The organism is Holdemania filiformis, assembly GCF_003459085.1.
GTDB classification, from domain to species: domain Bacteria; phylum Bacillota_I; class Bacilli_A; order Erysipelotrichales; family Erysipelotrichaceae; genus Holdemania; species Holdemania filiformis.
This window is the reverse complement of record NZ_QRUP01000001.1, coordinates 272541-291359: the sequence shown is the minus strand read 5'-3', so window position 1 is coordinate 291359 and position 18819 is coordinate 272541. Positions and strand designations below refer to the sequence as shown.

At 51.4% G+C, this 18819-nt stretch carries 16 protein-coding genes; 14 read left to right on the top strand and 2 right to left on the bottom strand.

Features of this window, described 5'->3' with window-relative positions; all coding sequences use genetic code 11:
- The first annotated feature begins 45 nt into the window (after positions 1-45).
- The 9 genes from mobV (at position 46) to DWY25_RS01410 (ending at position 11183) form a co-directional block, all read left to right on the top strand.
- Positions 46-990: a MobV family relaxase gene (gene mobV, locus DWY25_RS01450; protein ID WP_002334814.1), complete on the top strand. Its 945-nt coding sequence runs from the start codon at positions 46-48 to the stop codon at positions 988-990.
- Between the two features lie 72 nt (positions 991-1062).
- Entirely contained in the window at positions 1063-1257 is a 195-nt protein-coding gene (locus tag DWY25_RS01445) for a hypothetical protein (RefSeq protein WP_002334813.1), read from the top strand.
- A gap of 99 nt (positions 1258-1356) precedes the next feature.
- The gene (locus tag DWY25_RS01440; RefSeq protein ID WP_002334812.1) at positions 1357-2979 is read left to right on the top strand and encodes a recombinase family protein; all 1623 of its coding nucleotides are present in this window, start codon (positions 1357-1359) and stop codon (positions 2977-2979) included.
- A gap of 67 nt (positions 2980-3046) precedes the next feature.
- Positions 3047-3979, top strand: coding sequence for an ABC transporter ATP-binding protein (locus tag DWY25_RS01435; protein WP_244925901.1), 933 nt, complete (start codon positions 3047-3049; stop codon positions 3977-3979).
- On the top strand, positions 3969-5294 hold the full coding sequence (locus tag DWY25_RS01430) for an FtsX-like permease family protein (RefSeq protein ID WP_117892785.1): 1326 nt from the start codon (positions 3969-3971) through the stop codon (positions 5292-5294). The genes DWY25_RS01435 and DWY25_RS01430 overlap by 11 nt, the downstream gene beginning before the upstream one ends.
- A gap of 225 nt (positions 5295-5519) precedes the next feature.
- Positions 5520-7052 carry an ABC transporter ATP-binding protein gene (locus DWY25_RS01425; RefSeq protein WP_117892782.1) on the top strand — a complete coding sequence of 511 codons (1533 nt, stop codon included), beginning with the start codon at positions 5520-5522 and terminating at the stop codon, positions 7050-7052.
- Complete coding sequence (locus DWY25_RS01420) at positions 7049-8140, top strand: ABC transporter permease (protein ID WP_006060871.1); 1092 nt, start codon at positions 7049-7051, stop codon at positions 8138-8140. Before DWY25_RS01425 ends, DWY25_RS01420 begins: the two co-directional genes overlap by 4 nt.
- Positions 8137-9093 (top strand): ABC transporter permease, encoded by a 957-nt coding sequence (locus DWY25_RS01415; protein WP_006060872.1) that lies wholly within the window; start codon positions 8137-8139, stop codon positions 9091-9093. Before DWY25_RS01420 ends, DWY25_RS01415 begins: the two co-directional genes overlap by 4 nt.
- 125 nt (positions 9094-9218) lie before the next feature.
- Positions 9219-11183, top strand: a complete 1965-nt coding sequence (locus DWY25_RS01410) for an alginate lyase family protein (protein ID WP_117892779.1) — start codon at positions 9219-9221, stop codon at positions 11181-11183.
- 319 nt (positions 11184-11502) lie between these two features.
- On the opposite strand, the gene DWY25_RS01405 is transcribed toward DWY25_RS01410, so the two are convergent.
- Complete coding sequence (locus DWY25_RS01405) at positions 11503-12945, bottom strand: nicotinate phosphoribosyltransferase (protein ID WP_006060874.1); 1443 nt, start codon at positions 12943-12945, stop codon at positions 11503-11505.
- Between the two features lie 3 nt (positions 12946-12948).
- On the bottom strand, positions 12949-13548 hold the full coding sequence (locus DWY25_RS01400; RefSeq protein ID WP_181981645.1) for a cysteine hydrolase family protein: 600 nt from the start codon (positions 13546-13548) through the stop codon (positions 12949-12951).
- Positions 13549-13835: 287 nt separating this feature from the next.
- Between DWY25_RS01400 and yfmF the strand changes: the two genes are divergently transcribed.
- The 5 genes from yfmF (at position 13836) to DWY25_RS01375 (ending at position 18810) form a co-directional block, all read left to right on the top strand.
- Positions 13836-15107, top strand: a complete 1272-nt coding sequence (yfmF, locus tag DWY25_RS01395) for an EF-P 5-aminopentanol modification-associated protein YfmF (protein ID WP_117892773.1) — start codon at positions 13836-13838, stop codon at positions 15105-15107.
- Positions 15091-16389: an EF-P 5-aminopentanol modification-associated protein YfmH gene (gene yfmH / locus DWY25_RS01390; RefSeq protein ID WP_117892770.1), complete on the top strand. Its 1299-nt coding sequence runs from the start codon at positions 15091-15093 to the stop codon at positions 16387-16389. The genes yfmF and yfmH overlap by 17 nt, the downstream gene beginning before the upstream one ends.
- A 180-nt stretch (positions 16390-16569) precedes the next feature.
- Positions 16570-16926, top strand: coding sequence for a single-stranded DNA-binding protein (locus DWY25_RS01385; RefSeq protein WP_006060878.1), 357 nt, complete (start codon positions 16570-16572; stop codon positions 16924-16926).
- An 80-nt stretch (positions 16927-17006) separates the two neighbouring features.
- Positions 17007-17696, top strand: a complete 690-nt coding sequence (gene vanR / locus DWY25_RS01380) for a VanR-ABDEGLN family response regulator transcription factor (protein ID WP_006060879.1) — start codon at positions 17007-17009, stop codon at positions 17694-17696.
- Positions 17686-18810 (top strand): sensor histidine kinase, encoded by a 1125-nt coding sequence (locus DWY25_RS01375; RefSeq protein ID WP_117892767.1) that lies wholly within the window; start codon positions 17686-17688, stop codon positions 18808-18810. Before vanR ends, DWY25_RS01375 begins: the two co-directional genes overlap by 11 nt.
- The last annotated feature ends 9 nt before the right edge of the window (positions 18811-18819 follow it).

Genomic DNA, 18819 nt, shown 5'->3' with positions numbered 1-18819 from the left:
CCTGTGGAAAACCCCGGATAGGAAAGGAATGGGGAAAGGAGCAGAATGGCACAACACGCAATTTTGCGGTTTGAGAAGCACAAGGGCAACCCGGCAAGGCCGCTGGAAGCCCATCACGAAAGACAGAAAGAACAATACGCCAGCAACCCCGACATTGACACAAGCCGGAGCAAGTACAACTTTCATATCGTCAAGCCAGAGGGCAGGTACTATCATTTCATTCAAAACCGCATTGAACAGGCCGGGTGCCGAACCCGCAAGGACAGCACACGGTTTGTCGATACGCTGGTAACTGCCAGCCCGGAGTTTTTCAAGGGGAAATCCCCAAAGGAGATACAGGCGTTTTTCCAGAGGGCGGCGGACTTCCTCATTGGCCGGGTAGGACGGGAAAATATCGTGTCGGCGGTGGTACACATGGACGAGAAAACGCCCCACCTGCATTTGACCTTTGTTCCGCTGACAAAGGACAACCGCCTGTGTGCAAAGGAGATTATCGGCAACCGGGCAAACCTGACGAAGTGGCAGGACGATTTTCACGCCTATATGGTGGAGAAATATCCTGACTTGGAGCGTGGGGAGAGCGCCAGCAGGACAGGCCGGAAGCATATCCCCACCCGGCTTTTCAAACAGGCGGTTTCCCTCTCCCGGCAGGCAAGAGCCATTGAAGCCACACTGGACGGCATTAACCCGCTGAACGCCGGAAAGAAAAAAGAGGAAGCCCTCTCCATGCTGAAAAAGTGGTTCCCGCAGATGGAGAATTTCTCCGGGCAGTTGAAAAAGTACAAGGTCACAATCAATGACCTGCTGGCGGAGAATGAGAAGTTGGAAGCAAGGGCAAAGGCCAGCGAAAAAGGAAAGATGAAAGATACGATGGAACGGGCAAAGCTGAAAAGCGAACTGGACAATTTACAGCGGCTGGTTGACCGTATCCCGCCGGATATACTGGCGGAACTGAAACGTCAGCAGCGGCACACGGTAAAGGAAAGGTGATAGATATAAGCAGAAATTTTCGCCGCCTCTGTGCGGCATTGTACCTTGAAAACTGAATATGGAGGACACTGGATGGCAAAAAGTGAAAGCGATATTTTTACACCCCGAACAGGGCAGGTTATACAAGCAGAGAACGGCACGCAGTATTTTGTATGTGGGAACAACCGTATAAAAATCTCCGAACACTTCGCCGCAGGCGGGAAGCCCCTCGGTGATCTGATTGTAGATGTGGTGCGGCATACCGCAGAAAAAGCCGCTTCAACCTGATAGCCCATCATTGATAACACGCCCACGCTTATGATATAATTGCCATAGAGCAAAAGTATTGTAAGCGTGGGTTGTTTCTTTAGAAGGAGGATTTTTACGGTGAAACAACCTTACAATACTACGATTTACAACACGGCGCTTTATATGAGATTGAGCCGGGACGATGAACTGCAAGGAGAAAGCGGGAGTATTCAGACACAACGCATGATGCTCCGGCAATATGCCGCCGAGCATGGCCTGAATGTCATAGATGAATATATCGACGATGGATGGTCTGGAACGAACTTTGACAGGCCGGATTTTCAGAGAATGATTGATGACATTGAGGACGGGAAAATCAACTGCGTTGTTACGAAGGATTTATCCCGCTTAGGCAGAAACTACATTCTGACCGGCCAGTACACGGAAATCTACTTTCCCAGCAAAGGCGTCCGCTATATCGCTGTCAATGACAATGTGGACACCATCAACGGAGAGAATGAGCTTGCCCCATTCCTCAACATTCTGAATGAAATGCACGCCCGCCAGACCAGCAAAAAGGTAAAGGCGGCCATGCGGACACGGTTCGCAAATGGCGCACACTATGGAGCCTATGCTCCGCTTGGCTATGTCAAAGACCCAGATAAGAAAGGCCATCTTCTGATTGACCCGGAAACAAGGTGGATTATCGAAAAGATTTTTGACCTTGCCGTTCATGGCCGGGGAGCCGCCAGCATTACACGGATTTTGGTCGAAGAAAAAGTACCTACTCCCGGCTGGCTGAATTTCCAGAGATACGGCACTTTCGCAAATATCTATGCCGGAGCGCCGGAGGAAAAAGCCTATGCGTGGACGATAGCGCAGGTGAAAAGTATTCTGAAAGAGGAAACCTATATCGGACACAGCGTCCACAATAAGCAGACCAACATTTCATTCAAAAACAAGAAGAAAGTACGCAAGCCAAAAGAGGAATGGTATCGTGTGGAGAACACCCACGAAGCGATTATTTCCGAAGATGTGTTCCGTCAAGTACAGGAGCAGATTTGCAACAGGCGCAGACGGCAGAAGAACGGCACAACACAGATATTTTCCGGGCTGGTAAAATGTGCGGACTGCGGCTGGTCGCTGGCCTATGGTATGAACAGCCAGAACAAAAATCCCTATGCCCACTACCATTGTAGCAAGTACGGGCAAGGATTGCACCAGTGTTCCATGCACTATATCCGCTATGATGTGCTTTACGCCTATGTCCTTTCCCGTCTGCAATACTGGTCTGTGCTGGCACAGCAGGATGGGGACAAACTTCTGAAACGGCTACTTAACGCCAGCGACAAGGAACGCAATACTGCAAGGAAGCGGCAGACAGCCGAACTGAAAAAGGCGGAAAAGCGCAAAGCAGAAGTAGACACCCTGTTTGCAAAAATGTATGAGGACTGGTCTGCCGGACGCATTACAGAATACAATTTCAATATGCTGTCCGAAAAGTATCAGGGCGAACAGCGAGAATTGGACGTAAAAATTGAACGGCTTCACGAAGCGATGGAGACCGCCGCCCAGACAGCGGTTGACGCTGAAAAGTGGATAGGTCTGATGAAACAGTATGTCAATCCCACAGAATTGACGGCTGAACTTCTGAATACGCTGATTGAAAAAATCCTTGTCCATGAAGCGGTCAAAAGTGAGGACGGAAGCCGGGAACAGGAAGTGGAAATCTTCTACCGCTTTATCGGCAAAATCGAATGACACATCTTGAGATACCCAACAATATCTTTAACTAAGGGAAACGGGGAAATCGCTGCCGGATTATGCGTTGCTGACGCCGTTAAGCGAGGCGTTGGGGATCACACTGAGCGAATTGTTTTCAGGTGAGCGGATCCGTGCTGAAGATTTAATGGAAAAAACAGATCAGGTGCTGCTGGAGGTGATCGCCGGGTGGCTGGGCCGGGACGAACAGGCGCCGGCTGACAAGTCCAGCTTATCTTGTCCGGTCTTGCGGCTGGCACATGTCGCCAAGGTTTATGAGAACGACGGCGTGCTGACGCAGGCGGTGCGGGATGTCAGCTTTACGGTGGACAAAGGCAGCTTCGTCGGAATAATGGGGGCTTCCGGCTGCGGGAAGTCGACGTTATTGAATCTGATCGCAACGATGGATAAGCCCAGCGGCGGAACGATTGAGCTGGATGGCCAGGATCTGGCGGAATTATCAGAAGCAGATCTGGCGGCTTTCCGCCGGGATCATCTCGGATTTATTTTTCAGGAATACAATTTGCTGGAAACGCTGACAATCCGGGAAAATATGATGCTGGCGCTCACGATCAAACAAACGCCGAAAGCAGAAATTAAAGGGATTGTGGAACACTGGGCTGCCAAGCTGGGGATCTCTGAAATTCTGCGGCATTTTCCCTGCGAGGTTTCCGGGGGTCAGCGGCAGCGCTGTGCCTGCGCCCGCGCGATCGCGACGCAGCCTGCGTTGATTCTGGCCGACGAGCCGACCGGGGCGCTGGATAGTCAGGCGGCGAAACAGCTGCTGGAAACGTTGACGATGCTGCGCGCGGAGGGCGCGACGATTCTGATGGCGACCCACGACGTGTTATCCGCCAGCTATTGCGACCGTATTCTGTTGATGCACGATGGTCAGCTGCGAAAGGTGATCGAGCGGGGGAATTTAAGCAAGCAGGCGTTTTTCACCCGCATTCTGGACGCGATGGGGGCGGTAAGAAAGGTGACGGAGAATGATTTTTAAATTAGCGTGGCGCAACGCCTGCCGCAGTGCCGGCGATTATTTTGTCTATGTGATGACGGTGATCATTCTGGCCGCGCTGTTGTGTGTGGCTCATTGCGTTGCGGCGCTGGGGCAGCGGCAGGCCGGATTTCAGACAACTTCGCTGCCGCTGTTGATCGTGGTGATTCTGGTGCTTCTGGTCGGCGTGCTGAACCGGTTCATCGTGGCGCAGCGGGCTCAGGAGCTGGCAGTTTACCTTTTAATGGGAATGGCGAAAAGTCGCCTGATTTCATTGTTTCTTCTGGAACTCTTCGGCATCGGCATCGTTTGCTGCAGCATTGGCATCCTTTTGGGCTGCGGCGCGGCTGCAATTCTTTTTTCGGGACAGACGTCTTTTGCCGGAGTCCTTCCGCAGCTGGGCGCTAGCGCAGTTCAGACGGCGGTCTGGTTTCTGTTAGCTCAGCTCTTATCCGCTTACCCTGTTTACCGGAAATTATCCCGCCTGCAGATCCGTCAGCTGTTTATGGAGCACCGCCGTCTTCTGCCGCCGGATCCTGAAAAACAGAAAGATTGGCGGCGACGCTTATGGGGCAGCCTGTTCGTTTATGTGTTCCTGTTGATCTTGATGGTTATCGGCAAAGAAGAAATCGTCATGATCGCCATCGCGTTCATCGCAGTGCCCCTGTTATTCAGTATCTATGCGTTTTATCAATATCTGGCCGCCGCTGCTTCCGGGCTGCGCCGGGATTGTCCCGCTATTTTGCTGGAAAAAGACCGGCTGCTTACCCTGGCGGAGTTTACGGCCTCAGCCAACAAGGACATCATTCTGAACGCGGTATTCTGCGCGTGTCTGATCTTCGCCTTCACGGCGTTTTGTTTCGGTACGTTATTATTTACGGAGGGATTAGTTATATATGATCCCCAGCCGCAGCGCTGGATGGGATTTTTACAGATCAACATCGGACTGATTTTTCTGGTACTCTATTTCTCAATGCTATCCTTAATGCAGATTCTTAAGCTGCGGCGGCAGACGCGCTCGTTTGATATCCTGTGTTCGCTGGGCAAAAGTCAAACGGCGCTGAACCGTTGGCTGGACCGGCAGATCTTGATCAATCTGGGGCTGCCGGTTTTAATGAGCGTCGTTCTGTTAGGGAGCGCCGCACCGGTTGTCAATTTTGAACTCAATCGGGTAATTCCGGCAGGAATGCAGAATATCTTATTTCAGATCGCCGGGATCTTTGCGCTGTGTTTTGCGGGTCTATATGGAATTTACGCTTGCGCGGCGATCGTCTATAGCCGCCGCTGCCTGCGAAGAAGCTCAACGCAGCCAAAATAAAAGAAAATAAATATAAAAAAGAACGCGTGGGAAGAAACCAAAACGGAAGAAGTGAACGTCGTTTAGGACAGGAATTTCCTTTTTAACCCCGCGTTTTTTAATTACTGCGGCGCTGATGGACGATTGGGTGTCAAATGTCACATTTATTTGTGAAAAACGCAAAAAAACCCAACGGGAGCGGAAAGAAATATGTTATAATTTTGAATAGTTAATGGAGGGAAAATAATGAGTTATGCGATAGAGATGCTCAACATCACCAAGGACTTTCCAGGCATCCGCGCCAACGACGATGTGACTCTTCAAGTAGAGGAAAAAAGTATTCACGCTCTCTTGGGAGAAAACGGGGCCGGAAAATCCACGCTGATGTCGATTTTATTCGGTCTGTATCAGCCGACCCGCGGCACGATTAAAGTGCGCGGCCAGGAAGTAAAAATCACAGACCCGAATGTCGCCAACAGCCTGGGGATCGGAATGGTGCATCAGCATTTTAAGTTGGTAGAATGCTTTACAGTCACTGAAAATATTATTCTCGGACTGGAACCGAAAACAAAATTCTATACCACGGATATCAAATCGGCGGCTCAGCGGATTCAGCAGCTGAGTGAAATGTACGGATTGAACGTCGACCCGTATGCCAAGATCCAGAATATTTCCGTCGGGATGCAGCAGCGCGTCGAGATTTTAAAGATGCTTTACCGCAATGCGGACATCCTGATCTTTGACGAACCGACGGCGGTTCTGACACCGCAGGAAATCCACGAGCTGATGGAAATCATGCGCAATCTGACCAAGGAAGGCAAGACGATTATTTTAATCACGCATAAATTGAAGGAAATCAAGGAAGTCGCCGATGTGTGCACCGTTCTGCGGCGCGGCCGGTGTATGGGGACGATTCAGGTCGCGGAAACCTCGGAAGAGGAGATGGCGAAGCTGATGGTCGGCCGCGAAGTCGATTTCGGCGTGGAGAAGCAGGCCCAGCAGCCCGGCAAGGTCGTATTGGAAATTGAACATTTGAAAGTTAAAAACTCCAAGGGACTTTTAGGCGTGAAGGATTTCACGCTGCAGGTGCGCGCCGGTGAAATCGTCGGCGTGGCGGGCATCGACGGCAACGGCCAGACAGAGCTGGTGTATGCGCTGACCGGACTGGCGAAGGCGGAAGGCGGCAAGGTACTGCTCAACGGCAAGGATATCACGCACAGCTCGATTAAGCACCGGATCGAAGCCGGGATGGGTCACATTCCGGAAGACCGGCATAAGCACGGTTTGATTCTGGATTTCAAACTGAAAGAGAACATGGTTATTCACAGCTATAACGAAGCGCCGTATGCGAAGAACGGCCTGCTTCAGATGGCCGCGATCGACAAGAAAACCGACGAACTGATCGAAATGTTCGACGTCCGCAGCGGTCAGGGCAGGGAAACGATCACCCGCAGCATGTCCGGCGGCAATCAGCAGAAAGCGATTATCGCCCGGGAGATCGACCGCAGTCCGGAGCTGCTGATCGTCGTTCAGCCGACACGGGGACTGGATGTTGGCGCGATCGAGTACATCCATAAACGGATCGTGCAGGAACGCGACAACGGCAAAGCGATTTTGTTAGTGTCGCTGGAACTGGATGAAATTATGGCGCTGTCCGATCAAATCGCCGTGATGTTCAACGGGGAGTTGACCGGCTGGGTCAAAGCGGAAGAAACGGATGAAAATGAACTGGGTCTGATGATGTCCGGTTCGATCCGGAAGGGGGTCGCGGAAGCATGAAAAAAAGAGAAAAACTAGCGGCTCCGTTAATTGCGGTTCTGCTGGGTCTGTTAGTCGGCATGATCATCGTCATCGCCAGCGGGAAATCGCCGGTGCTGCTGATCTCGGCGATTGTCAAAAGCTTCTGCGGCTTTGACATCTTAGCTCCAGGGCCGATCAACCCGCGCTACTTCGGCGAGTTTATCGTCTTCTCGATGCCGCTGATTTTGACCGGTCTGGCAGTCGGCTTCGCTTACCGCACCGGTTTGTTCAACATCGGCGGCGAAGGTCAGGTCATGGTCGGAGCGCTGGCGGCGACCGTCGTCGGCATTCTCGTACCGCTGCCGCCGGTGCTGCACGCGATCGTCTGTTTGATCGCCGGCGGCGTGGCCGGAGCGTTATGGGCCTTTTTACCGGGTTTTTTGAAAGTCAAACGGAATATTTCGGAAGTCGTTACGGCAATCATGATGAACTACGCCGCGCTGTACTTCTGCAACTACATCTTAAAAGCGCTGCCGGGCTCAACTCAGACCCGCACGGTGGATCTGCCGGCTTCCGCGCTGATCAAATCAGATTTTCTTAAACAGATCACGAACAATTCCCGTCTGCACTGGGGCATCCTGGTCGTCATTCTGGCGGTGATTGTCTATCACATCATTATTGAAAAAACGACGTTCGGCTACAGCCTGCGGGCGACCGGCTTCAATGCGGAAGGTGCGCGCTATGCGGGCATGAAGGTTGAACGCAACGTCGTCTACGCCATGATGATTTCCGGCGTCATGGCCGGGCTGGCGGGAGCGATCATGGTCTTGGGCACCTTCGGCTACGGACGTGTGCTGAACACGGCGGAAAACTACGGCTTTGACGGCATCGCCGTTGCGCTGGTCGGCGGGTGCAACGCGATCGGCATCTTCTTTGCCGGCTTGTTGTTCGGTCTGCTGAAAGTGGCGCAGCCGCTGATGCAGTCGATGCAGATCCCGAAGGATATCGCGACGATCATTTCCTCCACCATCATCATGCTGGTGGCAATGCAGAACGGCATTATCTTCATTATGAACCGATTGTCAAAAAAGAAAGAGACGGCGGAGAAAGGAAGTGAACAGGCATGAGTTTATTCTATAACATGTTTACGATCACTCTGATGATCTCGGCTCCGATTATCATCGCGGCGCTGGGCGGCTTGTTCAGCGAACGCAGCGGCGTTGTCAACATCGCGCTGGACGGCATCATGCTGGTCGGGGCGTTTGTCACTGCGGCCGTGGTCGTGGTCCTCGATCCGACCGGGGCCAACAGTAAGACGGCCATTCTGATCGGCTTGATCGCAGGCATGGCGGCCGGCATGGTCTTCTCCCTGTTGCACGCCTACGCGAGCATCGACCTGAACGCGGACCAGACGGTTTCCGGGACGGCGCTGAACTTGCTGGCAGCCGGAATCACGGTCTATCTGTGCCAGATTTTCTTCAACCAGCAGCGTACACCGGCGTTTATCCGCGGCATCACGCGCATTGACGTGCCGGTCTTGAAGGATATTCCGGTTTTGGGCGAGATGTTCTTCAAACAGGTGCATCCGACGTTCTATCTGACGATCATCCTCGTCTTTGTAACCTGGTATGTCGTCTTTAAAACACCGTTCGGTCTGCGTATGCGTTCCTGCGGTGAATTCCCGCAGGCTTCGGCGTCGATGGGCATCAACGTCCGCCGGATGCGCTATTTCGGCGTGCTGGTTTCCGGCGCGCTGGCAGGCCTGGCCGGGGGCGTCATGGTCTTGACCCAGGACGTTCAGTTTACCGTCGTGACGATTCACGGTTTCGGGTTTATCGCGATCGCGGCGCTGATCTTTGGTAAGTGGAATCCATTCGGCGTCTTGGGCGCCGGCATGTTCTTCGGTTTCTCTCAAACGCTGGGCTTCTACGCGAAAGACATCCCGTTTTTGGCAACGCTGCCGACGGAATTCTTCAGCATGTTCCCGTATGTTCTGACGATCATCGCGCTGGTCATCTTCGCCGGCAAATCAGTCGGTCCGAAGGCAGCGGGCGAAATATACGATACAGGCAAACGTTAAGGCAGAGCCGGTTGAAATTGAACGGTCAAATTCAACCGGTTTTTCTTTTTCCCCGGTGAATTCTGGTATAATAAAAATGAAGGAAAACCCGAATTCAGAACGTTAAATAAGGAAAGAGGATATTGATGAAGATTGAAGAAATCAGAAATTCATGGCGGCAGCTTGTTGCGCAGAAAGAGTTAAAGCAGGTATCGGAACTTCTGCGGCAAAGTCCGGAGCGGGAAAAGCTGATGCAGCGGGGCCGGGAGTTGTGCGCGCATACGTTTGTGTTCGATCATCCGTGGGATATGGAGCGGTGCCTGACGCCGCACACCATGGAAACGATGAATTGGAATCAGGTGTTCAATGACGACGAGGAATGGACGTTTATGCTCAACCGCATGGATTATTGGTCGGCGCTGGCCAAAGCGGCGCTGATCAGTCAGGACACGCGTTATCTTGATCAGGCCAAAGACTTCTTGCTTAACTGGATTGAGCAGCATCCCCGCATCGAACCCAGTCTGTCAACTCGCACGCTGGATACCGGCATCCGTGTGGTCAACATGCTGGAATGCGCGATGCTTTTGGAAGCGTCGGAAAAGCTAAGCGACGAGGAGCTGACGCTGATTCTTACAAGCGTAGAGAACCAGCTGGCGTATTTGAAAGCGAATTATATTGAAAAATACACTTTAAGCAACTGGGGCAGCATCCAGACCTGCGGGATGATTGTATGCTCGGCGATGATGGGAAAGGATCCGCTGCAGGATGAAGTCTACCGCTGGGCGCTGGAAGAACTGGAAACCCAGATGCAGATTCAGATCGGGATGGACGGCATGCTTTGGGAACAATCGACGATGTATCATGTCGAGGTGCTTAACAACGTGCTGCGGGTATTGGATTACGCACAGTTTTATCCGATTCCGCTGACGGATGAAATCCGCGAAAAAGCGCATGCAATGACCCGGGCGCTGATGCACATGATGATGCCGGATCATCAGATCGAAACCTTCGGCGATTCCGACCGGGTCAACGCCGAGGATGTCATGAACAAAGGCGCTATTCTATTTGACGATCCGCAGCTGCGCGCGATGGGCAGCGATCATGGCGACAGCGATCTGCTTTTAAATAGCGGAATGCCGGCCTGGCGGAAGCTGCAGACCCTGCCGAAGCAAACGCCGAAGACCCTGCTCTATGCGGGACAGGACTGCGGCATCGTCGTGCGCCGGAGCGATTTCGGCCGAAGTGCGGAATGGATGATGGTGCTCAACGGCGAGCTGGGCAGCGGTCATGGTCATTCGGATAATCTGCATTATTCGATTATTCACCAGGGGCTGCCGTTTGTGATCGACCCCGGCCGCTTCACCTATCGTGAGGATCATCCGGTTCGCGTTGAACTGAAAGGCATGAGCGCGCACAACACGGTGATTCTGGACGATCAGCCAGGCAGCGTGCCGGATTCCAGCTGGACCTATCAACGGTTTCTGCGCCCGTTGGCAACGCTTATCCGCGATACGCCGGAAGGCTTGTATTGGGAAGGCGGCGTGCTGACCGAACAACCGCAGATGACGCACATCCGGAAGTTGATCATGCTTCCGCAGGGCTGCTGGGTTGTCTGTGATGAGATTTTCTGTGAGGGCGGGCATACCGTTGTCAGCCGGATCCAGCTCGATCCGCAGGTGGAGGTCAGCGGCAATGATTCGGATTGGCAGCTGAAGCAGGGAACAGTCAAGCTGAATTATCATCATGAAGGCTTGCCGGTCAGCGTGGAACAAGGACCGTGTTCGCTGCGCTACAACGAATTGCAGGACCATAAAATTTTTGCCAGCCGCGGAACGATGCACGGATCGTTGTTTCAGGACGAGCTGTTTTATGGCGAGGACTTCCGGCTGGAACCGGCCGAGGTTGTGCAGCCGGACCGCGGAAAGCTGCCGGAAGAGGAAGTCAGCGCGTGGCGGTTTGTCCGCGGCGGGGAGAGCTATACGTGCGGCATTTTCCATCAACAACTTTACCGGGGAAAGAAGATTTTGTATTGCGAAGGGCTGCCGCTGCACAACCAGGCCTGTTTGATTATCAAGAAAGCGGGCTTGAAAAAGCTGATCCGGCTGAAATAAAGAGGGCATAAACAGCGAATTCAAGCTGCGCGGATCGCTTAAGGAGCTTAGGTCAATAAAAGTTAAACGATCTGTCTGAACGAATCGACCAGGGGTGGGTGAGCGCTGAAAAGGCGGTGCCTCTCCCGTTTGTTATTCTACGTGGGACAAAGAACAGAAAAGCGCTGGATCTTCTTCGAAAGGAAGACCGCGCTTTTTTTTTCACCTCGGAATTATTCAAGGGGTGTTTTTCCTGATCGATAATCAAGAACACCAGGTTTTAAAAAAGGGGGATAAACGAAAAAAAGAGAACGCTGAGCGCTCTCCTAAAGAGTTTCAATTAAATTTTAATCGTGTTCTTTTCTATCAATTCCTGTTTCAAGTCATAAAGCTGGCGGGAATAATCGACATAATACCGGTGCGGATAACGCAGCCGTTTGACTTCCTCCCACAGCGTGTCCATCTGCTGCATACAGTAATTTTTGACTTCTTCCGTGGACGGAACAGTGTAAACCAACTTGCCGTGATCGAAAATCTGTTCCTGCAGCTCGCGCATTTCATAATCTTTGATCCGTTTCTGTTTCCACGGCGCCTGCGGGTCAAACAATACATATTCATCCGCTGGAATGACCTCGTCGCGCAGCGCCAACAGATCGGCGATCGCCTGATGGTTTTCCTTGTCATAAAAGCGGATAATTTTCTTGAAGCCCGGATTCGTCAATTTTTCCACGTTGCCGCTGATTTTGATCTTCGGAATGATCTGTCCGTCTTTTTCATGCGCGACAACCTTGTAGACGCCGCCTAAAACCGGCGTGGATTTGGCGGTGATCATATTTTCGCCGACGCCGAATGTGTCGATCTTCGCGTCCTGCATGATCAGATCGTCGATTAAGAATTCGTCCAGCGAATTGGAAACGACGACCTTGCAGTCAGTCAGACCGGCCGCATCGAGCATTTTCCGCGCTTTCTTTGACAGATAAGCCAAATCGCCGCTGTCGATCCGGATTCCTTTTAAACGGTGGCCGTTCGGAATCAATTCCTCCTGGGCCACTTTAATCGCATTGGGAATGCCGGAATGCAGCGTGTCATAGGTATCGACCAACAGGATGCAGTTGTCCGGGGAAACCCGGGCATAGCTGCGGAAGGCTTCCAGCTCGCTGTCGTGCAGCTGAACATAGCTGTGGGCGATCGTGCCGCTGACCGGAACGGCGTATTTCTGTCCGGCAATCGTACAGGCCGATCCCGCGCAGCCTGCGATGTAAGCGCCGCGGGCTCCCTCGGTGGCGGCGTCGAAGCCATGCGCCCGGCGCGAACCAAATTCCAGGACGGCCCGGCCCTTGCTGGCGCGGACGATGCGGTAGGCTTTGGTGGTCGTCAAGGTCGGATAGTTGATGCACAAAAGCAGGATGGTTTCCAGAATCTGAGCCTGGATCAAGGTGCCGCGGATGGTAACCAGCGGTTCGTTGGCGAACACCGGCGTGCCTTCCGGAATTGCCCAGACGTCCACGTCCATCGTCATCGTTTTTAAATAATGCAGGAAATCCTCGTCAAAGTAGCCGGTCTGCCGCAGATAATCGATTTGGTCGTCGGTGTAATGAAAATGCTGAACAAAATCGATGAACCGGTGCAGGCCGTTTAGAATCAAGAAACCGCCGCCGTCCGGAATCGTCCGCACGAACATATCGAAATAGGCAATTTCTTCATGTTTGTTTTCTTTAAAATACGCATAGGCCATCGTATATTCATAAAAATCTGTTAAAAGCATTAAATCTTCGGGTTGCATGCGTTATTCCTCCTCGTTGTTCACGACATGAATTCCGGCGTTGGCCATTAATTTCAAAGCCCAGTGCCCATAGTCCTTGGCGCTGTGTCCCGGAGCGTCAAAGGTAGCGACTTGATTCTTCGGAACAATAACCTCAATTCCCAGATCATTTTGATTAATATACCCTTTTAAGGATAAGGCAAACTGCAGAACGCAGATGTCGGTACAGCAGCCGACAATCATCACGGAGCGCAAATCGGTCATCTGCTGGAACACTTCCAGAAATTCAGGCTGGACAAAGCCGTTGGTTGAATTTTTATCCAGGATGATGAATTGATCGGCATAGGGCTTCAATTCATCGATCAGTTCACTTTCCTCACTGTCTTTTAAGCAATGCGGCGGAAAGCTGGAAAATTCCTTCGCGCTTTCGTTATGGCAGTCGCGGAAGGCGAGAACCGGGAAATCATGCTTTAAATAAGCGTTCACGGTCTCCACCACGGCGGGGATGATGTGATCAATTTTCGGATCCGCTAAGGCTCCGGTATGGATAAAGCCGTTGATCATGTCGACGACGACCAACAAGGAGCGGTCGTCTTTTTCTCTGAGAAAAAGTTCTGTTTTCATCTCTTTGGCCTCTTTTCTTCTTTGCTTATTGTTAATCATAACAAAATTTTCAAACGAAGAAAATGAAATCGTCTGATTTTGACGTGTTTTTTCAATTTGTGTCCGCTCTGAATTCCGTCTTATGCTCTGTTGCCGGTTAATCCCTGTCTGATCGCAGGCGAACGGCAGAAGCATGGATGGGTATGAAACGGCGGCGGACGCTGATCGGCAGGATGAAGGGAAAGGAAAGATTTTCTGTTTTTTGAATGGAAAGTGGGATATACTAGGTAGCAAAGGAGGAACGTTTGATGAGATCAGAAACACTATGTAAAAATGTTGAAATGCATATTCTGGAAACGGGAAAATTCAAGGACGTCATCCTGTCATTCCGTTTTTTTAATGAACTGAAAACCCCGGACAGCTGGGTCAGAACCGTATTGGCGCTGATGCTGGCGGACCGGTGTGAGAAATATCCGACAAAACGGGAGGTTTCCTGCTGCCTGGACGGGCTGTACGGCGCCAGCGCTTCAGCGCGGACGACGACCTACGGTCAAGGACAGATTCTGGAATTCCGCGTCAAAGCCTTGAACGAAAAATATGTTGGAGGCGATCTTTTACAGCGCCAGATCGCACTGGCAGCGCAGTTTTTACTGCACCCGTTAAAAGAGGGCGATCTGCTGTCCCCCGCGCTGTTTAAGGAAGCGATGATCAATTTAAAAGCGATGATTCAGCGCCGCAGTGATAACCCGTCCGCTTACGCCGCATCCCAATGTGCGAAGCTGATGGGACAGGGGCAGGCGTTAGGTATCAGCGTTTTGCCGACGATGGAAGAGGCGGAAGCGATCACGCTGGAACAGGTCAGCGCCGCCTATGAAAAAATGATTCGTGAGGATCGGATCGATATGTTTGTGGAAGGCCAGGTGGATGCGGCAACTGTGACCTCGTTGTTAAAACATGCTTTTCCATTAGAAGACCGCGAGCTGGAAATCAAAAGCGAATATCTGACGGAAAAGGAACAGCCGGAGGAAAAATCAGAAACCCGGGCGATCGATCAGACGACGCTGGTTATGATGTATCCGACGCATGTCGCGCTGAGCAGCCCGGATTACTGGACGCTGCGCACAGGCAGCTGCATTTTCGGCCAGCTGCCGACGTCGCTGTTGTTTCAGGAAGTGCGGGAAAAGCGCAGTCTGTGCTATTCCATCTATTCCAGCATCCTTTCCTATGACGGCGTCATGAGCGTCAGCACGGGAATCGACAGCGCCCATCTGGATGAAGTAAAGGAATTGGTTGAGCAGCAGCGTCAGCGCATGGCTGAGGGTGATTTCGACGAGGAAATGCTCAATACCGCGAAAGAAATGCTGATCAATTCGATCCTGGCTTCTGAGGATGATCCGCTTTCAATGATCAATCGGGAATTTCAGAACTGCCTGCTGGGACAGACACGCAGTCTGGATAAGATCAGCGACGAGATCCGCAGCGTGGACCGGGAAGCGATCAGGAAGCTGTTTGCCGCGATGGAATGTAAAGCGGTGTTCGCATTGATTCAGAAGGAGGACGCCCATGAAGAAAATTGTTAACGCACAGTTTGACGAAACGTGGTATACGCATACGCTGGATAACGGCTTAAACCTGATTTTCTGGCATAAGCCGGACTTTGTCAGCACGGCTGTGGTTTTTGCGACGCCTTATGGCGCGCTGGATTACCGTCAGATTGATAAGGAAGGAAATCATCTCGATTTCCCCAGCGGCATCGCGCATTTTCTTGAACATAAACTGTTTGAATCCGATGAAGGGGACGTCATGGACGATTTCTCGCGGATGGGCGCGAACGTCAACGCGTTTACCTCATACAACGAAACGTGTTATTACTTCACGACCAGTCACGGTGATTTAAAGGAACCGTTGAATCTGTTAATCGATTTCGTGCAGGATCTGCGGATCACGGAGGAATCAGTGGAAAAGGAAAAAGGCATCATCAATCAGGAATTGAAGATGTATCTGCAGATGCCCGACAGCCGCTTGATTTTTGAAACATTCAAGGCTTTATATCACAAGCATCCGCTTAACCGCGATATCGGCGGGGATGAGAAGAGCGTCAATGCGACAACCCGCCAGCTGCTAGAGGATTGCTACAAGCTGAACTATCATCCGTCCCGCATGACGTTGATCGTCGCCGGACCGCAGAAGCCGCAAACACTGCTGGAATGGATCGAGGAAAATCAGAAAGCGAAGTCGTTTGAGCCGGTCAAGGACGTCGGCCGGTATCTGGAAGAGGAACCCGAAACCGTGGTATCCAGTCATACGGTCATTCCGATGGATGTCGCCGTCCGCAAGGTCAGCGTGGCGTATAAGTTTGCGCCGCTGAAGACCTCGGCCAAAGAACGGGTGCGGCAGGAATGGGCGATCCGGTGTCTGCTGGAATCGCATTTCAGCTCGCTGAATCCGGATTATCAGAACTGGCTGGACAATGAAATCATCAACGATTATTTCGGTTATGAAATCGATCTGGGCAAGGATTACGCGATGATGATGTTCTATAATGAAACGGAGGATGCTGCGGCGTTTACCCAGTTTATTGAAGAACAGCTCAAGGTTTTGAAGAGCCGGGCCGTTGATTATCAGCAGCTGCAGCTGTTAAAACGCCGTTATTTCGGCGAAGCGATGCGGACGTTTAACAACATGGAGGACATTGCGGTAGCGATGATCCGCAACCAGTTTAACGGCGTCAGCTTCTTTGATACGCTGGAAATGATCGATCAGCTGGATCAGCAGCAGGTGCAGGAAGCGTTCGGCGCGCTCCGGTTTGATCAGCGCAGCGTTGTGGAAATCAGTCCGGCAGAGGATCAGACGCAGGCGTAAGGTTTATTGATCGGTTCAATGAATTTTGAAAAAAATCGAAAAATGGAGAATTCTGTCTTCTCCGTTTTTTTTGTTTACTTTCCCCCTGCCAATTCCAGCTAACTCTGAAAAAAGAGTTGAATTTGCCGATTTGCCAGAATATTGAGTCTCAGTCATAATGAGGACACAAGGAGGAAAGCTATGTTAAATTTCATGGTATTGGTAGGCAAGGTCAAAGAAATTCCCGAAATTCGGCTCACGGCGGCCGGAACAAAAATCGCGACGATGCTGCTGGAGGTCGACCGCGGATTCCGCAACAGCAACGGCGAGTATGATCAGGATGTTTTCAATGTTGTACTGTGGCGCGGCGTCGCGGAAACGTGCGCGGATTTACTGCGCCCCGGCTCCGTTGTGGCGGTGAAGGGAAGACTGCAGGCGCACAATTACGAACCGAAGGAGGGACAGACATATTACAACGCGGAGATCGTGGCGGAGAAGGTTTCGTTTATCTCAGTGAAGCCGATCAGTAATCCGCCGTTAGCGGAAATGGCGGTCTGACGTTTATTTCTTTGTAAGAATTTGCAGATTGTTGGAAATCCGTTTATAGGCTATACTTGAAATCGAAATGAGGGATAACGATGAATGAGAAAATTCTGATCGTCGATGACGACGCGGAAATCGCTCAGCTGGTTTCAGTTTACCTGAAGAATGAAGGATTTCAGACAACCGTGGAGTACAGCGGTACGGAAGCGCTGAAGTTAATCCGGGATCACAAATTTGACCTGGCGGTCCTCGACGTCATGCTTCCAGACTGCAGCGGATTTCATCTCTGTGAAGAAATCCGCAGCCATTATAATTATCCGGTCATCATGCTGACGGCGAAGGGCGAGGATATTGACAAGATTACGGGTCTGACAATCGGCGCCGATGATTACATCACCAAGCCGTTTAACCCGGTTGAAATGACGGCCCGCGTCAAAGCGCAGCTGCGCCGCTACATGCGTTATAATTCCCAGAAGCGGGATGATAATATCATTGATTTCCAGGGCCTGATCTTAAACTGCAGCACGCATGAATGCACGCTGTACGGAGAAAAGCTGAATCTGACGCCGACTGAGTTTTCAATCCTGCAGATGCTGTGTGAAAACCGCGGAAAAGTCATCAGTTCGCAGGATTTGTTTGAAAGTATCTGGAAAGAAAAATACTTCGAGTCCAACAATACGGTGATGGTCCATATCCGGCGGATCCGCGAAAAGATGCACGAACAGCCGCGTAATCCGAAGTTCATTAAAACGGTGTGGGGAATGGGGTATAAAATTGAAAAATAGTCTGCGCCGGTTTAAAATCCGGCTGTTTCTGGAATTAAGCCTGCAGATCGTCGGTGCGATTCTGCTGCTGTTTTTAGGGCTGCGGCTGGTTGATGGAATTTTAAACGATTTTATTGCGAATTTTCTGTTCTCACTGGACAGCGGTCTTTATCGGTTCTGTGTACGCAATAAAGAAGCGTTGTTGTTTTTAATCGGTTCCGGAACGATTATGATCGTCATCTATTTTACGATCCGTAAAACTTCTAATTATCTGGAACAGATCATTACTTCGATCAATCAGGTCTTCAATAAGGACGAAGGGCTGGTCGTGCTGCCGACGGATTTTAAAGAGATTGAGAACCAGCTGAATTCAATTAAGTATGAAACGCTGCGCAGCGAACAGGCGCAGCAGCAGGAACAACAGAAGCGCGATGATCTGGTCGTTTATCTGGCGCATGATTTAAAGACGCCTTTAACTTCGATCATCGGGTATTTGTCGTTGTTGAACGATGAAAAAGAAATCAGTGAGGAACTGCGTGAAAAATATACGCAGATCGCATTGGAGAAAAGTTATCGGCTGGAAAGTCTGATCAATGAATTCTTTGATATCACGCGGTTTGCGCTGCAGAAACAAACGCTCAATAAAGAACCGGTGAATTTAAGCGTCATGCTGCAGCAGCTGACGGATGAGTTTTATCCGTTGTTTGAGGAGCGGCAGGTTCAGTGTCAGCTGCAGCTGAAGGAGGGTGTAATGATCGAGGCCGACGCCGATAAACTGGCACGGGTGTTCGATAACCTGCTGCGGAATGCGCTGGCATATTGCGATAGCGGCAGCGATATTGAAATCATCCTACAGGAAAATGCCGGCGGGGTGGAGCTGATGTTCGCCAATATCGGACCGCAGCTGAGCGCCGACCAGATCAGCCTGTTATTTGAGAAGTTCTATCGCGCGGATCCGTCGCGCAGCGCCGCTACCGGGGGTGCGGGACTGGGGCTGGCGATCGCCCGGGATATTGTGGAGCTGCACGGCGGTACGATCAACGCTGTCGGTCATGGCAAACGGATTGAATTTCATCTGCATTTCCGTACTCTGCCAAAAAACACAGGCCGGAAAGCGCCGCAGGATAAAGCGTAAGAGGAGAAA

Coding starts and splice junctions, on each gene's coding strand:
- DWY25_RS01410 (WP_117892779.1), top strand. CDS start 9,219: ATGAAGATTGAAGAAATCAGAAATTCATGGCGGCAGCTTGTTGCGCAG.
- DWY25_RS01405 (WP_006060874.1), bottom strand. CDS start 12,945: ATGCAACCCGAAGATTTAATGCTTTTAACAGATTTTTATGAATATACG.
- DWY25_RS01385 (WP_006060878.1), top strand. CDS start 16,570: ATGTTAAATTTCATGGTATTGGTAGGCAAGGTCAAAGAAATTCCCGAA.
- vanR (WP_006060879.1), top strand. CDS start 17,007: ATGAATGAGAAAATTCTGATCGTCGATGACGACGCGGAAATCGCTCAG.
- DWY25_RS01415 (WP_006060872.1), top strand. CDS start 8,137: ATGAGTTTATTCTATAACATGTTTACGATCACTCTGATGATCTCGGCT.
- DWY25_RS01400 (WP_181981645.1), bottom strand. CDS start 13,548: ATGAAAACAGAACTTTTTCTCAGAGAAAAAGACGACCGCTCCTTGTTG.
- yfmF (WP_117892773.1), top strand. CDS start 13,836: ATGAGATCAGAAACACTATGTAAAAATGTTGAAATGCATATTCTGGAA.
- DWY25_RS01445 (WP_002334813.1), top strand. CDS start 1,063: ATGGCAAAAAGTGAAAGCGATATTTTTACACCCCGAACAGGGCAGGTT.
- DWY25_RS01425 (WP_117892782.1), top strand. CDS start 5,520: ATGAGTTATGCGATAGAGATGCTCAACATCACCAAGGACTTTCCAGGC.
- mobV (WP_002334814.1), top strand. CDS start 46: ATGGCACAACACGCAATTTTGCGGTTTGAGAAGCACAAGGGCAACCCG.
- yfmH (WP_117892770.1), top strand. CDS start 15,091: ATGAAGAAAATTGTTAACGCACAGTTTGACGAAACGTGGTATACGCAT.
- DWY25_RS01430 (WP_117892785.1), top strand. CDS start 3,969: ATGATTTTTAAATTAGCGTGGCGCAACGCCTGCCGCAGTGCCGGCGAT.
- DWY25_RS01420 (WP_006060871.1), top strand. CDS start 7,049: ATGAAAAAAAGAGAAAAACTAGCGGCTCCGTTAATTGCGGTTCTGCTG.